Raw genomic sequence first — 15,966 nt, 5'->3', positions numbered from 1 at the left:
ACGCCACAGCGCCCGTCATCCCTGGTCGGGGACATGACGGGCGCTGTGTCGGGAGTTCCGTACGCCGTTGTACGGACCGTATGAGGGGTCCCTCCCCCGATGGGGAGGGGGGTTGCTGCATCAGACGGTCAGAGAACGATCCGTCGGCTTGACCGGGTACGGGAGGGCGCTGGAGCCGGTCAGGAAGCGGTCCACGCCGCGGGCGGCCGAGCGGCCTTCCGCGATGGCCCACACGATGAGCGACTGGCCGCGGCCCGCGTCGCCGGCGACGAAGACGCCGTCGACGTTGGTCGCGTAGGAGGCGTCGCGGTCGATGTTGCCGCGGGCGTCCAGCTCCAGGCCGAACTGCTGGACCAGGCCGTTCGCCTGGTCGGTGCCCGTGAAGCCCATCGCCAGGGTGACCAACTGCGCGGGGAGGACGCGCTCGGTGCCGGCCTTCTGGACGAGCTTGCCGTCCTCGAAGGCGACCTCGACCAGGTGGAGGGCCTGGACGTTGCCGTCCTCGTCGCCCTCGAAGTGGGTGGTGGAGACGGAGTAGACCCGCTCGCCGCCCTCCTCGTGGGCCGAGGTGACCTTGTAGAGCATCGGGAAGGTCGGCCAGGGCTGGTTGGCGTTCCGCTCCTCGCCCGGCCTGGGCATGATCTCCAGCTGCGTGACCGAGGCCGCGCCCTGGCGGTGGGCGGTGCCCACGCAGTCCGCGCCGGTGTCGCCGCCGCCGATGACGACGACGTGCTTGCCCTCGGCCGTGATGGGGGGCGCCATGAAGTCGCCCTCCTGGACCTTGTTGGCGAGCGGCAGGTACTCCATCGCGAAGTGGATGCCGTTCAGCTCGCGGCCCGGGACCGGCAGGTCGCGGGAGACGGTCGCGCCCGCCGCGATGACCACCGCGTCGAACCGCTTGCGCAGGTCGGTGGCGGTGATGTCGCGGCCGACCTCGATGCCGGTGCGGAACTTGGTGCCCTCCGCGCGCATCTGCTCGATGCGGCGGTTGATGTGCACCTTCTCCATCTTGAACTCGGGGATGCCGTAGCGCAGCAGGCCGCCGATGCGGTCGGCGCGCTCGTACACGACCACGGTGTGGCCGGCCCGGGTCAGCTGCTGGGCGGCGGCCAGACCGGCCGGGCCGGAGCCGATGACGGCCGCGGTCTTGCCGGACAGCCGCTCCGGCGCCTGCGGGGTGACGTCGCCGTTGTCCCACGCCTTGTCGATGATCGAGACTTCGACGTTCTTGATGGTCACGGCGGGCTGGTTGATGCCGAGCACGCACGCCGACTCGCACGGGGCCGGGCACAGCCGCCCGGTGAACTCCGGGAAGTTGTTCGTGGCGTGCAGTCGCTCGGAGGCGGCGGTCCAGTCCTCGCGGTACGAGAAGTCGTTCCACTCCGGGATCAGGTTCCCGAGCGGGCACCCGTTGTGGCAGAACGGGATGCCGCAGTCCATGCAGCGGCCGGCCTGCTTGCTGATGATCGGGAGCAGCGAGCCCGGGACGTAGACCTCGTTCCAGTCCCCGAGCCGTTCGGCGACGGGACGGGTGCAGGCGGTCTCGCGATCGGTGGTGAGGAAGCCCTTCGGGTCAGCCATGGGTCGCCGCCTCCATCATCTTCTCCGTGGTCTCGGATTCCGAGAGTCCGGCGAGCTCAGCGGCGTCCTTGGCGGCGAGCACTGCCTTGTACGTGGTCGGGATGATCTTGCTGAACCGGTCCACCGCGACGGACCAGTCGGCGAGGAGCTTCGCGGCCACGGTCGAGCCGGTCTCCTCCTCGTGGCGGCGCACCACATCGTGCAGCCACTGCTTGTCGGTGTCGGACAGGACGGTCTCGACCGCGCCCGCGTTGCCGACGTTGACGTTGTGCGGGTCGAGGTCGATGACGTACGCGACGCCGCCCGACATGCCGGCCGCGAAGTTGCGGCCCGTCTCGCCCAGGACGACCGCCCGGCCACCGGTCATGTACTCGCAGCCGTGGTCGCCCACGCCCTCCGAGACGACCAGGGCACCCGAGTTGCGGACGCAGAAGCGCTCGCCGGTGCGGCCGCGCAGGAACATCTCGCCGCCGGTGGCTCCGTAGCCGATGGTGTTGCCGGCGATGGTGGAGTACTCGGCGAGGTGGTCGGCGCCGCGGTCCGGGCGGACCACGATGCGGCCGCCGGAGAGGCCCTTGCCGACGTAGTCGTTGGCGTCGCCCTCCAGGCGGAGGGTGATGCCCTTGGGCACGAAGGCGCCGAAGGACTGGCCGGCGCTGCCGGTGAAGGTCAGGTCGATGGTGTTGTCGGGCAGGCCCGCACCGCCGAACTTCTTGGTGACCTGGTGGCCGAGCATGGTGCCGACGGTCCGGTTGATGTTGCGGATCGCGACCTGGGCGCGGACCGGCTGGGCCGCTTCGGCGGTGGCGGCGTTCAGGGCCTCGGAGGCGAGCTCGATCAGCTCGTTGTCGAGGGCCTTCTCCAGGCCGTGGTCCTGCTCGATCAGGGCGTGGCGGACCGCGCCCTCGGGCAGCTCCGGCACGTAGAAGAGCGGCTCCAGGTCGAGGCCCTGCGCCTTCCAGTGCGTGACGGCCTTGGTGGTGTCGAGGAGTTCGGCGTGGCCGACGGCCTCCTCGATCGTGCGGAAGCCCAGCTCGGCGAGGATCTCGCGCACCTCCTCCGCGATGTACTCGAAGAAGTTGACGACGAACTCGGGCTTGCCGGAGAAGCGGTCGCGCAGGACCGGGTTCTGGGTGGCGATGCCGACCGGGCAGGTGTCCAGGTGGCAGACGCGCATCATGACGCAGCCGGAGACGACGAGCGGCGCGGTCGCGAAACCGAACTCCTCGGCGCCGAGGAGCGCGGCGATGACCACGTCGCGGCCGGTCTTGAGCTGGCCGTCCGTCTGGACGACGATCCGGTCGCGCAGCCCGTTGAGCAGCAGGGTCTGCTGGGTCTCGGCGAGGCCGAGCTCCCAGGGGCCGCCCGCGTGCTTGAGGGAGGTGAGCGGGGAGGCGCCCGTTCCGCCGTCGTGGCCGGAGATGAGGACGACGTCCGCGTGGGCCTTGGAGACACCGGCGGCGACCGTACCCACGCCGACCTCGGAGACCAGCTTCACGTGGATGCGGGCGGCCGGGTTGGCGTTCTTGAGGTCGTGGATCAGCTGAGCCAGGTCCTCGATGGAGTAGATGTCGTGGTGCGGCGGCGGGGAGATCAGGCCGACGCCCGGGGTGGAGTGCCGGGTCTTGGCGACCCACGGGTACACCTTGTGGCCGGGCAGCTGGCCGCCCTCGCCGGGCTTGGCGCCCTGCGCCATCTTGATCTGGATGTCGTCCGCGTTGACCAGGTACTCCGAGGTCACGCCGAAGCGGCCGGAGGCGACCTGCTTGATGGACGAGCGGCGCGCCGGGTCGTAGAGGCGGTCCGGGTCCTCGCCGCCCTCACCGGTGTTGGACTTGGCGCCCAGCTGGTTCATGGCGATGGCGAGGGTTTCGTGCGCCTCCTTGGAGATGGAGCCGTACGACATGGCGCCGGTGGAGAAGCGCTTGACGATGTCGGCGACCGACTCGACCTCGTCGATGGAGATGGCCTCGCGGTCGGCCTTGAAGCCGAACAGGCCGCGGAGCGTCATCAGGCGCTCGGACTGCTCGTTCACCCGGGCCGTGTACTGCTTGAAGATGTCGTACCGGCGGTTGCGGGTGGCGTGCTGGAGGCGGAAGACCGTCTCCGGGTCGAACAGGTGCGGCTCGCCCTCGCGGCGCCACTGGTACTCGCCGCCGATCTCCAGCGCGCGGTGCGTGGCCGCGATGCCGGAGACGGGGTACGCCTTGGCGTGGCGCGCGGCCACCTCCTTGGCGATGACGTCCAGGCCGGCGCCGCCGATCTTGGTGGCGGTGCCGTTGAAGTAGGTCTCGACGAACTCGTCGTTCAGGCCGACGGCCTCGAAGACCTGGGCGCCGCGGTAGGAGGCGACGGTGGAGATGCCCATCTTGGACATGACCTTCAGGACGCCCTTGCCGAGCGCGTAGATCAGGTTCTTGATGGCCTGCTCCGGCTCCAGGCCGGACAGGAAGGTACCGGCGCGCAGCAGGTCCTCGACGGACTCCATGGCGAGGTACGGGTTGACCGCGGCCGCGCCGTAGCCGATGAGCAGGGCGACGTGGTGGACCTCGCGGACGTCACCGGCCTCGACGAGCAGGCCCACCTGGGTGCGCTGCTTGGTGGCGATGAGGTGGTGGTGCACGGCGGAGGTGAGCAGCAGCGACGGGATCGGGGCGTGCTCGGCGTCCGAGTGGCGGTCCGAGAGGACGATGAGGCGGGCGCCGTTGGCGATCGCCGCGTCGGCCTCGGCGCGGATCTGCTCGATACGGGCGGCCAGGGCCTCGCCGCCGCCGGAGACCCGGTAGAGGCCGGAGAGCGTGGCGGCCTTCATGCCGGGCATGTCGCCGTCGGCGTTGATGTGGATGAGCTTGGCCAGCTCGTCGTTGTCGATCACCGGGAAGGGCAGGGTGACGCTGCGGCAGGACGCGGCGGTCGACTCCAGCAGGTTGCCCTGCGGGCCGAGCGAGGACAGCAGCGAGGTGACGAGCTCCTCGCGGATGGCGTCCAGCGGCGGGTTGGTGACCTGCGCGAAGAGCTGGGTGAAGTAGTCGAAGAGCAGCCGGGGGCGCTCGGACAGGGCCGCGATCGGGGAGTCCGTACCCATGGAGCCGAGCGGCTCGCCGGCGGTACGGGCCATCGGCGCGAGGATGACGCGCAGCTCTTCCTCGGTGTAGCCGAAGGTCTGCTGGCGGCGGGTGACCGAGGCGTGGGTGTGCACGATGTGCTCGCGCTCGGGCAGGTCCGACAGCTCGATCTCGCCGGTCTCCAGCCACTCCGCGTAGGGGGCGGCGGCGGCCAGCTCGTTCTTGATCTCGTCGTCCTCGATGATCCGCTTCTGGGCGGTGTCGACGAGGAACATCTTGCCGGGCTGCAGGCGGCCCTTGCGGACGACCTTGGCCGGGTCGATGTCGAGCACGCCGACCTCGGAGCCGAGCACGACGAGGCCGTCGTCGGTGACCCAGTAGCGGCCGGGGCGCAGACCGTTGCGGTCGAGGACCGCGCCGACCTGGGTGCCGTCGGTGAAGGTGACGCAGGCCGGGCCGTCCCAGGGCTCCATCTGGGTGGAGTGGTACTTGTAGAACGCGCGGCGGGCCGGGTCCATCGAGGTGTGGTTCTCCCACGCCTCCGGGATCATCATCAGCACGCTGTGCGGGAGCGACCGGCCGCCGAGGTGGAGCAGCTCCAGGACCTCGTCGAAGGAGGCCGAGTCGGAGGCGTCCGGGGTGCAGATCGGGAAGATCCGGTCCAGCACGCCCTCGCCGAATGCCTCGGAGGCCAGCTGGGACTCGCGGGCCTTCATCCAGTTGCGGTTGCCCTTGACCGTGTTGATCTCGCCGTTGTGCGCGACGAAGCGGTACGGGTGGGCGAGCGGCCACGACGGGAAGGTGTTCGTGGAGAACCGCGAGTGGACCAGGGCGACGGCCGAGGCGAAGCGGCGGTCGGAGAGGTCGGGGAAGAAGGGCTCCAGCTGGCCGGTGGTCAGCATGCCCTTGTAGACGATGGTGCGGGCGGAGAGCGACGGGAAGTAGACACCGGCCTCGCGCTCGGCGCGCTTGCGCAGCACGAAGGCCTTGCGGTCCAGCTCGATGCCGGTGTTGCCGTTGCTGACGAACAGCTGGGAGAAGGCCGGCATGGTGGCGCGGGCGCCGTTGCCGAGCAGGTCCGGGGTGACCGGGACCTCGCGCCAGCCGAGGACCGTGAGGTTCTCCTCGGCGGCGAGGGCCTCGATCTGCTCCACGGCGACGGCCTGTGCGGTGCCGTCGGCGGGGAGGAAGGCGATACCGACGGCGTAGCCGCCGGCCTCGGGGAGCTCGAAGCCGGCCACCTCGCGCAGGAACGCGTCCGGGACCTGGCTGAGGATTCCGGCGCCGTCGCCCGAGTCCGGCTCGGAGCCGGTCGCGCCGCGGTGCTCGAGGTTCCGCAATACGGTCAGGGCCTGCTCAACGAGTGTGTGGGTGGCCTCGCCGGTGAGGTTCGCCACGAATCCGACGCCACAGGCGTCCTTCTCGTTGCGCGGGTCGTACATGCCCTGCTGGGCGGGGCGACCGTCCATGGGCGACCAGGCGGTGGTGCTGGAGCCGGTCGCGGAGTGCGTGGATGCGGAACGCATCGGCTCTCCCGTCGTCGTCGTGGCATATGTGCATAGCCGAGGGACGACGTTGGCCCTCTGCGAAATTTCGTGCAGATTACATGATGACGACAATCCCGAGAAGCGGATACGTCATTCCAGCATGCGGACACTGCACGAGGCAGAAAGAGGGGAACTTCCGCGGCACGCTACGGCGGTATCGCAGGGCGGAGGTTCCGGTGCAGGGCGGGCATCGTTGCCCGGAGTCCTGGTCTGATGCCCGGCGGACACGGGATCGAAACCGCCGAGTAATGAACTATTTATGTGGCGCTCTGCATAGTGTCTCACTCCAGCCGCGGTCAGCCTATGGCTCCACCGATCCAGGTTCCCAGGATGTACGTCACACCCGCGGCCGCGCCACCCAGCGCCAGCTGGCGTACTCCGCTGTACCACCAGGACCGGGCCGTGACCCGGGAGACGACCGCCCCGCAGGCGAAGAGACCGGCCAGCGCGAGCAGCACCGCGGGCCACAGGGCTGTGGCGCCGAGCAGGTACGGCAGTACCGGCAGCAGCGCGCCCAGCGCGAAGGAGCCGAAGGACGACACCGCCGCGACCAGCGGCGAGGGCAGGTCGTCGGGGTCGATGCCGAGCTCCTCGCGGGCGTGGATCTCCAGCGCCTGCTCGGGATCGCGGGACAGCTGCATGGCCACCTCGCGGGCGAGCGACGGCTCGACGCCGCGGGAGACGTAGAGCTCGGCGAGCTCCTCCATCTCGTCCACCGGATGCCCCAGCAACTGCTGGCGCTCCACGTCCAGTTCGGCGAGGACCAGTTCGCGCTGCGAGGCGACGGAGGTGTATTCGCCGGCCGCCATGGAGAAGGCGCCGGCCGCGAGACCCGCCAGCCCGGTGATGACGACGGTCTGCGGGGCGACGGCGCCGCCGGCCACACCGGTCATCAGGGCGAGGTTGGAGACGAGCCCGTCCATGGCACCGAAGACGGCCGGCCGCAGCCATCCACCGTTGACGTCGCGGTGGGTGTGGTTGTCGCGGTGCGCGGTGTGCAGTGGTGCTTCGATATCGATGATGGACATGCGTGGAATCTCCCCAAATGTGCGAACGGACGCCAGGACGCGCCCCGCTCCCCCGGAACACCTCGAAACTACGCACGATTTCTGCCGCCCGCCAGCAAGGAAGGCCGTACTTACCTGGGCTTTTGCGGGTCGGCGACCGGGTGACGGGGGTGTTCGCGGGGTGTTTCGCGACGAGCGACAAACCACATGCCATGGCACAAATCCCCCAAGGGCTCATGATGAGCCCCATCGAATGTGGGAGAGGCGCGCCATGGAGCCGGTGAAGCTGATTGCATGCAATCCGCAGGTCCTCCTCGAACGGGCCAGGGGCGCTCTTCTCGGACTCGCGGTGGGCGATGCGCTGGGCGCACCCGCGGAGAACATGAAGCCGTCGGAGATCCGCGCGAAGTGGGGCCGCATCGAGGGCTTCGTGTCGGAGGACCCGGCGGGCACGGACGACACCGAGTACGCGATCTTCTCCGGGCTGCTGCTGGCCCGCCACGGCTCGGCGCTCACCGTCTCCCACGTGGAGCGGGCCTGGCACCACTGGATCGCCGACCTCGACGAAGGCCCGTTCCGGGGCGCCGGCTTCTCCGAGCGCGGCACCCTGGAGAACCTCCGCCGGGGCCTGGCCGCACCCATCTCGGCCCAGCACCGGCACGCCTGGTCGGACGGTCTGGCCATGCGGGCGGCGCCGTTCGGCGTCTTCGCCGCGGGCCGGCCGGCGGAGGCGGCCCGGCTGGTCGCCATCGACGGCTCGGTCAGCCACGACGGCGAGGGCATCTACGGCGGCCAGGCGGTCGCGGCGGGCGTCGCCGCCGCGATGGCCGGCGGCTCCCCGGCCTCGGTGGTCTCGGCGGCCCTGTCCGTCATCCCGTCCGACTCGTGGACGGCCCGCTCCCTGCGCCGGGCGGTCACCGCCGCCCCGCGCGGCGAACGGGCGGTGCGCTCGGCGGTGGTCATCGGCGGCTACCCGTGGACCGACCTGGCCCCCGAGGCGGTGAGCCTGGCCTTCGGGGCCTTCGCCGCGTGCCGGGGCGACTTCCCGTCCTCCGTCCTCACCGCGGTGAACATGGGCCGCGACGCCGACACCACGGCCGCCGTGGCGGGCGCCCTGGCCGGCGCCATGTCGGGCGCCGCCGCGATCCCCGCCGACTGGTCCTCGGCCATCGGCCCGGTCCGCGGCAGCTGCCTCCCCTCGATGCGGGGCTACCACGTCCTGGACATCGCGGACCTCCTCACCCCCGAATGCGAGGTCCCCCGGTGACCCTCTCCCCGGACGACACCACCCTCACGCCCGGCCCGACCGAGCCCCCACCGCACACCCCGCAGCTGCCACCACCCCCGGCGGAGCCGAGGCCCGTGGGCGCACCCCCGCCCGAGCAGGGGCCCGTAGGCCCGGCCCCGGTCAGGCCCACCCCGGCCGAGGCGCAGCCGCGCACACGGGCGGCGACGCCGACGGCCCCGGCGCAGCAGGGGCCCGGGCAGGGGCCCGAAAGTCTGGCCCCGGGCGGACCCGCCCCGGCCGAGGCGGCGCCCCGCATGCTGCCGGCACGGCCCACGGCCCCGCCGGAGCACGGACCCGGCCAGGGGCCCGTAGGCCCGGCCCTGGGCGGCCAGACGCGGGCCGAGGCGCCGCCGCGCACGCTGCCGGCACGGCCGACGACCCCGGCGGGGCAAGGCCCCGTAGGCCTGGCGCCGGGCGGGCCGGCCCCGGCCGTGGCGGAGCCGCGCATGCTGCCGGCACGGCCCACGGCTCCGGGCCCGGCCGGGGGCGTTCTCGGTCCCGGACCGGGGGCGGGGTCCCGGGTCGTGGTCCGGGAGCGTTTCGCCGAGCTCCCCGCGAGGGGCCCGGCGAGGGGCCCGGTCCGGCCCATCGAGGGCCTCCTCCTCGGGCTCGCCGCAGGCGACGCGGCCGGGTGGCCCGCCGCCCGCCACCGCGCCAGCCGGATGCCCGAATGGACCCGCCGCCTCACCCGCGAGCTCGACACCTTCGCCGAGCAGAACGCCACCACCACCCTCCCCGTCCCCATCGCCCTCAACCAGCCGCCCGAACCCCTGCGCCTCGGCCCCTCCGACGACGCCGAATGGGCCGCCTTCGTCGCCGAGTCCGTGCTCACCGCCGCCGGTGTGCTGCTCAGCGACCTCTCCCGGTCCCGCCGCATGCGCGCCGCCATCGACCTCGCGTGGAACGCCCTGGCCTCCGAGGTCGCCGCGGCAGCGGAACGCGCGCCCGAGGTCGAGTCCGCCGTCCTGCCCCTGCGCGCCCGCATCTCCGTCCGCGCCGGCCTCGGCAACCTCGCCACCGGCCTGCGCCCGCCCGCCACCGGTCACGACAATCCGCACTACTTCGACGACGCCGCCTGCGTCCGCGCCTGCGTCCTCGCCGTCGTGCACCCCGGGGACGCCCGCGCCGCGGCCGACCTCGCCGAGTTCGACGCCCGCTACACCCAGGACGGCGACGGGGTGCACGGCGCCCGCGCCATGGCCGCCGCCGTCGCCACCGCCTTGAGCGCCACCGGCGCCGACGACGCCGTCGACGCCGCCGTGGAGGCCGCCCTCGCCCAGCTCCCCGAGACCACCGAGATCGGCCGCAACGCCCGGCACGCCGTCCGGCTCGCCCGTACCCGCAAGGACGGCGGCGCCTTCGCCATCGTCCCCACCCTCGAACACGAGATCGTGGACCACGTCTACAGCTACGGGATCGCCGCCGCCGAGACCGTCCCCGTGGCCCTCGCCCTCGCCACCGCCGCCCGCGGCAGGATGGCCGAGGCCGTCCCGGCCGCCGCCTGCCTGTCCCGCGTCGCGGACTCCGCCCCCGCCCTGGCCGGCGCGCTGACCGGCGTACTCGGCGGCGGCGACTCGATCCCCGCCGCCTGGCGCGAGGCCTGCCGCACGCTCTCCGGTTGCGCCCTCCCCCGCCTCGCGGGTACCGACCTCGTGGAACTCGCCGCGCTCCTCGCGGCCACGGAACTCACCTCACCCAAGGGATGATTCGGACATGACGCTCACGTTGGAGGACCGGGCCGTCGGCGCTCTCGTCGGAGCCGCCGTCGGCGACGCGCTGGGCGGCCCGGTGGAGGGCTGGACCCCGGACCAGATCGTGGAACGGCACGGCGGCCGGGTGCACGGCATCGTCGGCCCCTGGCACGAGAACTGGCGCACGGCCCGCCCCATCGCGCCGTACCACAAGGGCGACGGGCACGTCACGGACGACACCCTGATGACGCACGCGCTGATCCGCGTCTACGAGACCGTACGGGACCACCTCGACGCCCACGCGATCGCCGAGCACCTGGTCCCCGACCTGATGTCCACACCCCGCTGGATCCCGGAACTGGAGGCCGAGGCACTGCCGTTGCAGCGGATCTTCCTCGCCGAGAAGTGGATGGTGACCCGGCTGCACTACGCGCACGTCGACCCCCGCGAGGCCGGCAGCGGCAACATCGTCAACTGCGGCGCGGCGATGTACATGGCGCCGGTGGGCATCGCCAACGCGGGCAATCCGGCGGGCGCGTACGCGGAGGCGCTCGACATCACCGGGGCGCACCAGTCCTCGTACGGGCGGGAGGCGGCCGGCGTGTTCGCGGCGGCGGTGGCGGCCGCGTGCGTGCCGGGGGCGACGGCCGCCTCGGTGGTGGACACGGCCCTGTCGCTGGCCAAGGACGGTACGCGTGCGGCGATCGCAGCCGTCCGCGAAGTCGCCGCCGGATACCGGGACTTCGAGTCGGCGCTGACGCCGCTGCGGGCTGCGGTGGCCCCGTACGACTCGGTCGGCCAGGACTACCGCAACCCGTCGCTCGACGCCCGCCGCCCCTCCCGGCTGCACTCCATCGAGGAGCTCCCGGTCGCGCTGGGGATGCTGCTGGTCGCCGACGGACGGTACGAGGGCGCGGTCCTCGGGGCGGTCAACTACGGGCGGGACTGCGACTCCATCGCCACCATGGCGGGGGCGGTCGCGGGGGCCCTGGGCGGCGAGGCCGTGATCCCGGCCGCCTGGGCCAAGCAGGTCGCCGAGGCCAGCCGCCTCGACCTGCACGCCCCGGCCGTGGCGCTGGCCGCGGTGGCCCGGGAGATCTTCGCCCTGGACCGCTCCCGCCGCCGCTCCCACGAGGCGGCCTTCACCGCGATCGCGGACCTCCGGTGACGGGCACGACCGGGCCGGCCCCGGCCGCTCCTGCACGCCCGCCGGGGGCGGCCCAGGGGTCCGGCCGGGCGTGCGAACCGCTCCGGCTCACCTGGGCGCAGCCCGAGGACCTGGTCGGGCACGAGCTGCGCCAGGCGGCGGAGGACGGCCGGGACGCGGCCCCGGTCCTGCGCGCCTGGCTGGCGGCGGGCGGCCGTCCGGCCCCGGACCGCGCGGGCGCCTCCCCCACCCCCGCCCCGCCGGAGCTGCGCGCCCTGGCCGCCCGCCTCCTGGACGACCTGGCGCACCTCCCGCCCGCCTCCGCAGCCGACGAACCCCGGTCCTGGCCCGCCATCCGGGCCGCCTGGCCGGCCCCGGACCACGTGCCGACCCGGGCGGCCCTCCCGCCCGCAGGGCCGGGCCGCCCCGCACCGCCCCGCGCAGCAGAGGCCCTGCCCGGGGCGACGCCCGGCGGACCAGCGGTGCGCCCCACCGGCCCCCCGGACCCGGCGGCGCCCCCGCGCGAACACCCGACCGCAGGTCCGGGGACACGGGCCGGCGACCCGCCCCGCGCACCCGAACCGGCACCACCGGCCGGCACCCGCACACCGCAGCCGCCGAACAACGCCGCGCCGCTACCCCAACTGCGGACCGGGCCGGAGGCCGCCCGGCTGGAAGCCGCCTGGCTCGGGCGGGCCGTCGGGTGTCTGCTCGGCAAGCCCGTCGAGAAGCTGCCCCTGGAGGGGATCCGGGCGCTGGCCCGCGCCACCGGCAACTGGCCGCTCGGCGACTGGTTCACCGCCCGCGGCGTCCCCCCGGACGTACTCGCCGCGTATCCGTGGAACCGCCGCTCCGCCCCCACCTCCCTCGCCGAGAACATCGACGGCATGCCCGAGGACGACGACCTCAACTACCCCCTCCTCGGGCTGCTCCTGCTCCAGCGGCACGGCAAGGCCTTCACCACCGCCGACGTCGCCCGCCTCTGGCTCGACGAGCTGCCGGCCGGGCGGACCTTCACCGCCGAGCGCATCGCCTACCGCAATCTCCTCCTCGGCCTGGAGCCCCCCGCCACCGCCACCCACCACAACCCCTTCCGCGAGTGGATCGGCGCCCTCATCCGCGCCGACGTCCATGGCTGGACCAATCCCGGCGATCCGGCCGCCGCCGCGGCCCAGGCCTACCGGGACGCCGCCCTGACCCACACCGGCAACGGCGTCTACGCCGCGCTCTTCGTCGCCGCCGCCACCGCCACCGCCGCCACCGGCCGGGCGGACGTCCACACCGCGCTGCGGGCCGGGCTGGCCGTCGTACCGCCCCGCTCCCGTCTCGCCGAGGCCGTCCGCTGCGGGATCCGTACGGCCGGCCAGGAGGCGGACTTCGACCGCGTCGTCGACCGGCTGCACGCCCGCTACGGGCACTACCACTGGGTGCACGCCGTCCCCAACACGGCGCTGATCGCGGCCGCCCTCACCCACGCCGACGGGGACTTCACCCGCTCCGTCTGCCACGCCGTGTCCGGCGGCTGGGACACCGACTCCAACGGGGCGACCGCGGGCGCCCTCGCCGGGCTGCTCGCCGGCTCCGCGGACGCGCTCCCGCACCGCTGGACCGCACCGCTCAAGAACCGGCTGGCCACCACCGTCGCCGGCTTCGACGGCATCGGCTTCGACACCCTCGCCCACCTCACCGCACAGGAGGCAGCACGCTCATGACGGCCATCGCCGTGCTCGGCAGTACGAACATGGACCTCGTCGCCTACGTCCCCAAGGCCCCCCGCCTCGGGGAGACCGTCACCGGCCGCGCCTTCCGCACGGTCTCCGGCGGCAAGGGTGCCAACCAGGCCGTCGCCGCCGCCCGCTGCGGCGGACAGGTGGTGATGATCGGCGCGGTCGGGGCCGACGAGTTCGGCGTACGACTGCGCTCCGCGCTCACCGCGGCCGGGGTCGACACCGCCGCGCTGCGCACCGTCGAGGGCGCCAGCGGCACCGCCCACATCACGGTGGACGACGAGGGCGGCAACAGCATCATCGTCATCCCCGGCGCGAACGCCGCCGTCACCGGTCTGGAGTCCGGGGACGAGGCGCGTATCGCCGCCGCCGGATCGCTGCTCCTCCAACTCGAACTCCCCCTCTCCGCCGTCCTCGCCGGAGCTCGCGCCGCCCGCGCGCACGGCGTCCGCACGGTGCTGACCCCGGCTCCCGCCCAGCCGCTGCCCGCCGAACTGCTCGCCGCCACCGACCTCCTCGTCCCGAACGAGCACGAGGCCGCGGCCCTCACCGGCCTCACCGATCCCCTCCAGTGCGCCGAGGCCCTGCTGGCCGACGTGCCCGAGGTGGTGATCACCCTGGGTGCGGCCGGGGTCCTGTACGCCGCCCGCGGCCGGGATCCGCTGACGGCGCCCGCGCCGCGGGTCCGGGCCGTGGACACCACCGCCGCCGGGGACACCTTCGTCGGCGCCCTCGCCGTGGCCCTCGGCGAGGGCCGGCCGATGCCCGGGGCGCTGCACTGGGCCTCGTCGGCGGCCGCGCTCTCCGTGCAGCGCCACGGCGCACAGGACTCGATGCCGACCCGTGCCGAGACCGATGCCTTCGCCGCGGCGCGGCCCGGGTCCGGCTCGTGAGGACCGCCGGGCCGCTGGAGGGGCTCCGCGTGCTCGACCTCGCCACCCTCTTCGCCGGGCCGCTGGCCGCCACCCTGCTCGGGGACTTCGGAGCCGAGGTCGTCAAGGTGGAGCACCCCGGCCGGCCCGACCCCTCGCGCGGCCACGGCCCCGCCAAGGACGGCATCGGCCTGTGGTGGAAGCTGCTCGGCCGGAACAAGCGGACGATGACCCTCGACCTGTCCGCGCCGGGCGGCCGGGACACCCTGCTGCGGCTCGCGGCCACCGCCGACGTGGTCATCGAGAACTTCCGCCCCGGCACCCTGGAGAAGTGGGGGCTGGGCTGGCCCGAGCTGTCGGCCGCCAACCCGCGCCTGGTCCTGGCCCGCGTCACGGCCTTCGGCCAGCACGGCCCGTACGCGCACCGCCCGGGTTTCGGCACCCTCGCCGAGGCGATGAGCGGGTTCGCGGCGATCACCGGGGAGCCGGAAGGGCCGCCGACCCTGCCGCCGTTCGGGCTCGCCGATTCGATCGCCGCGCTGACCTGCGCGTACGCGGTGATGACCGCCCTCGCCGGCCGGGACCGCACCGGGCACGGACAGGTCGTGGACCTGGCGATCGTCGAGCCGATCCTCACCGTGCTCGGCCCGCACCCGCTCTGGTACGACCAGCTCGGCTACGTCCAGCCGCGCACCGGCAACCGCTCCACGAACAACGCCCCCCGCAACACCTACCGCAGTGCCGACGGGCGCTGGCTGGCGGTCTCCACCTCCGCGCAGTCCATCGCCGAACGGGTCATGCGGCTGGTGGGCCGGCCCGAGCTGATCGCCGAGCCCTGGTTCGAGACGGGGGCCGGGCGGGCCCGGCACGCGGACGTGCTCGACGATGCGGTCGGCGGCTGGATCGCCCGGCACAAGGCCGAGGAGGTGGTGGCCGCGTTCGAGGAGGCCGAGGCGGCCGTCGCGCAGGTCTACGACGTCCGCGACGTGATGGCCGACCCGCAGTTCGCGGCCCTCGACACGGTCACCGAGGTCGAGGACCCGGAGCTCGGCCCGCTCCGCATGCAGAACATCCTCTTCCGGCTCTCCAACACTCCCGGCGGGATCCGCTGGGCGGGTCGCCCGCACGGCGCGGACACCGAGGAGATCCTGACCGAGCTCGGCCTGACCGGGGCCGAGATCACCGCACTGCGGACCGAGGGAGCCCTGTGATCCTGACCTGGCTGTACGCGCCCGGCGACCGCCCGGAGGTCGTGGCCAAGGCCCTCGGCTGCGGGGCGGACGCCGTCATCGTCGACCTGGAGGACGCGGTACCGGCCTCGCGCAAGGAGTACGCCCGCGCCGCGACCGCCGATTTGCTGGCCGAGCGGCCCCCGGTCCCGGTCCACGTCCGTGTGAACGCACTGGACTCCCCCTGGGGCGGCGCCGACATCGGCGCGCTGGGCGGGCTGCACGGCCTCGCGGGGCTGCGGCTGCCGAAGATCAACGCCCCGGGCCAGATCACCGCCGTCGCCGACCGCACCGGCGGGGTCAGCCTGCACGCCCTGCTCGAATCGGCGGTGGCCGTGGAGCGCGCGTACGAGATCGCCCGCGCGCATCCCGCCCTGCGCGGGCTCTCCCTCGGCGAGGCGGACCTGCGGGCCGACCTGGCCGTCAGCGCGGAGACGGGCCTGGACTGGTGCCGCTCGCGGGTGGTGGTCGCGGCCCGGGCCGCGGGGCTGACGCCCCCGGCGCAGTCGGTGTTCCCGGACATCCGGGACCTCGAGGCGCTGGCCGTGTCCTGCGCCCGAGGCCGCTCGCTGGGCTTCCTCGGCCGGGCGGCGATCCACCCGCGCCAGCTCCCGGTGATCGAGCGGGCCTACCTCCCGGCGCCCGAGGAGGTCAGCGCGGCGTCGGAGGTACTGAGCGCGGCCCGGGCCACCCCGGGGGCGCTGGCCCTGCCCGACGGCCGCTTCGTGGACCCGGCGGTCGTGGCCGCGGCGCACCGCACCCTGGCCCTCGCCGCCCGCATGGCCGCCCGCTGATCCCGGCACGCCGGGGAA

At 73.8% G+C, this 15,966-nt stretch carries 10 protein-coding genes; 7 read left to right on the top strand and 3 right to left on the bottom strand.

What is annotated here, in order from left to right; translation table 11 throughout:
* Positions 1 to 120 precede the first annotated feature (120 nt).
* From B6R96_RS25985 to B6R96_RS25975, 3 genes are all read right to left on the bottom strand, one after another.
* Complete coding sequence (locus B6R96_RS25985; protein WP_030385521.1) at positions 121 to 1,581, bottom strand: glutamate synthase subunit beta; 1,461 nt, start codon at positions 1,579 to 1,581, stop codon at positions 121 to 123.
* Positions 1,574 to 6,115 carry a glutamate synthase large subunit gene (gene gltB, locus B6R96_RS25980; protein WP_203351750.1) on the bottom strand — a complete coding sequence of 1,514 codons (4,542 nt, stop codon included), beginning with the start codon at positions 6,113 to 6,115 and terminating at the stop codon, positions 1,574 to 1,576. The genes B6R96_RS25985 and gltB overlap by 8 nt, the downstream gene beginning before the upstream one ends.
* 374 nt (positions 6,116 to 6,489) lie before the next feature.
* The gene (locus B6R96_RS25975; protein WP_081523785.1) at positions 6,490 to 7,221 is read right to left on the bottom strand and encodes a VIT1/CCC1 transporter family protein; all 732 of its coding nucleotides are present in this window, start codon (positions 7,219 to 7,221) and stop codon (positions 6,490 to 6,492) included.
* A 259-nt stretch (positions 7,222 to 7,480) separates the two neighbouring features.
* Here B6R96_RS25975 and B6R96_RS25970 point away from each other — a divergent pair, with 259 nt between their 5' ends.
* From B6R96_RS25970 to B6R96_RS25940, 7 genes are all read left to right on the top strand, one after another.
* The gene (locus B6R96_RS25970) at positions 7,481 to 8,467 is read left to right on the top strand and encodes an ADP-ribosylglycohydrolase family protein (protein ID WP_189963424.1); all 987 of its coding nucleotides are present in this window, start codon (positions 7,481 to 7,483) and stop codon (positions 8,465 to 8,467) included.
* A gap of 467 nt (positions 8,468 to 8,934) precedes the next feature.
* Positions 8,935 to 10,194 (top strand): ADP-ribosylglycohydrolase family protein, encoded by a 1,260-nt coding sequence (locus B6R96_RS25965; RefSeq protein WP_081523784.1) that lies wholly within the window; start codon positions 8,935 to 8,937, stop codon positions 10,192 to 10,194.
* 7 nt (positions 10,195 to 10,201) lie between these two features.
* Positions 10,202 to 11,347 carry an ADP-ribosylglycohydrolase family protein gene (locus tag B6R96_RS25960; protein WP_081523783.1) on the top strand — a complete coding sequence of 382 codons (1,146 nt, stop codon included), beginning with the start codon at positions 10,202 to 10,204 and terminating at the stop codon, positions 11,345 to 11,347.
* Positions 11,344 to 13,038, top strand: a complete 1,695-nt coding sequence (locus B6R96_RS25955; protein ID WP_443069964.1) for an ADP-ribosylglycohydrolase family protein — start codon at positions 11,344 to 11,346, stop codon at positions 13,036 to 13,038. Before B6R96_RS25960 ends, B6R96_RS25955 begins: the two co-directional genes overlap by 4 nt.
* Complete coding sequence (gene rbsK, locus B6R96_RS25950) at positions 13,035 to 13,946, top strand: ribokinase (RefSeq protein ID WP_081523782.1); 912 nt, start codon at positions 13,035 to 13,037, stop codon at positions 13,944 to 13,946. Before B6R96_RS25955 ends, rbsK begins: the two co-directional genes overlap by 4 nt.
* Entirely contained in the window at positions 13,943 to 15,136 is a 1,194-nt protein-coding gene (locus B6R96_RS25945) for a CaiB/BaiF CoA transferase family protein (RefSeq protein ID WP_081523781.1), read from the top strand. The genes rbsK and B6R96_RS25945 overlap by 4 nt, the downstream gene beginning before the upstream one ends.
* Entirely contained in the window at positions 15,133 to 15,948 is an 816-nt protein-coding gene (locus B6R96_RS25940; RefSeq protein ID WP_030385530.1) for an HpcH/HpaI aldolase/citrate lyase family protein, read from the top strand. The genes B6R96_RS25945 and B6R96_RS25940 overlap by 4 nt, the downstream gene beginning before the upstream one ends.
* Positions 15,949 to 15,966: the final 18 nt, after the last annotated feature.

This window comes from Streptomyces sp. Sge12 (assembly GCF_002080455.1).
Classification (GTDB): domain Bacteria; phylum Actinomycetota; class Actinomycetes; order Streptomycetales; family Streptomycetaceae; genus Streptomyces.
Note: the sequence above shows the minus strand (reverse complement) of the source record. Positions and strands in the feature narration are given on the sequence as shown.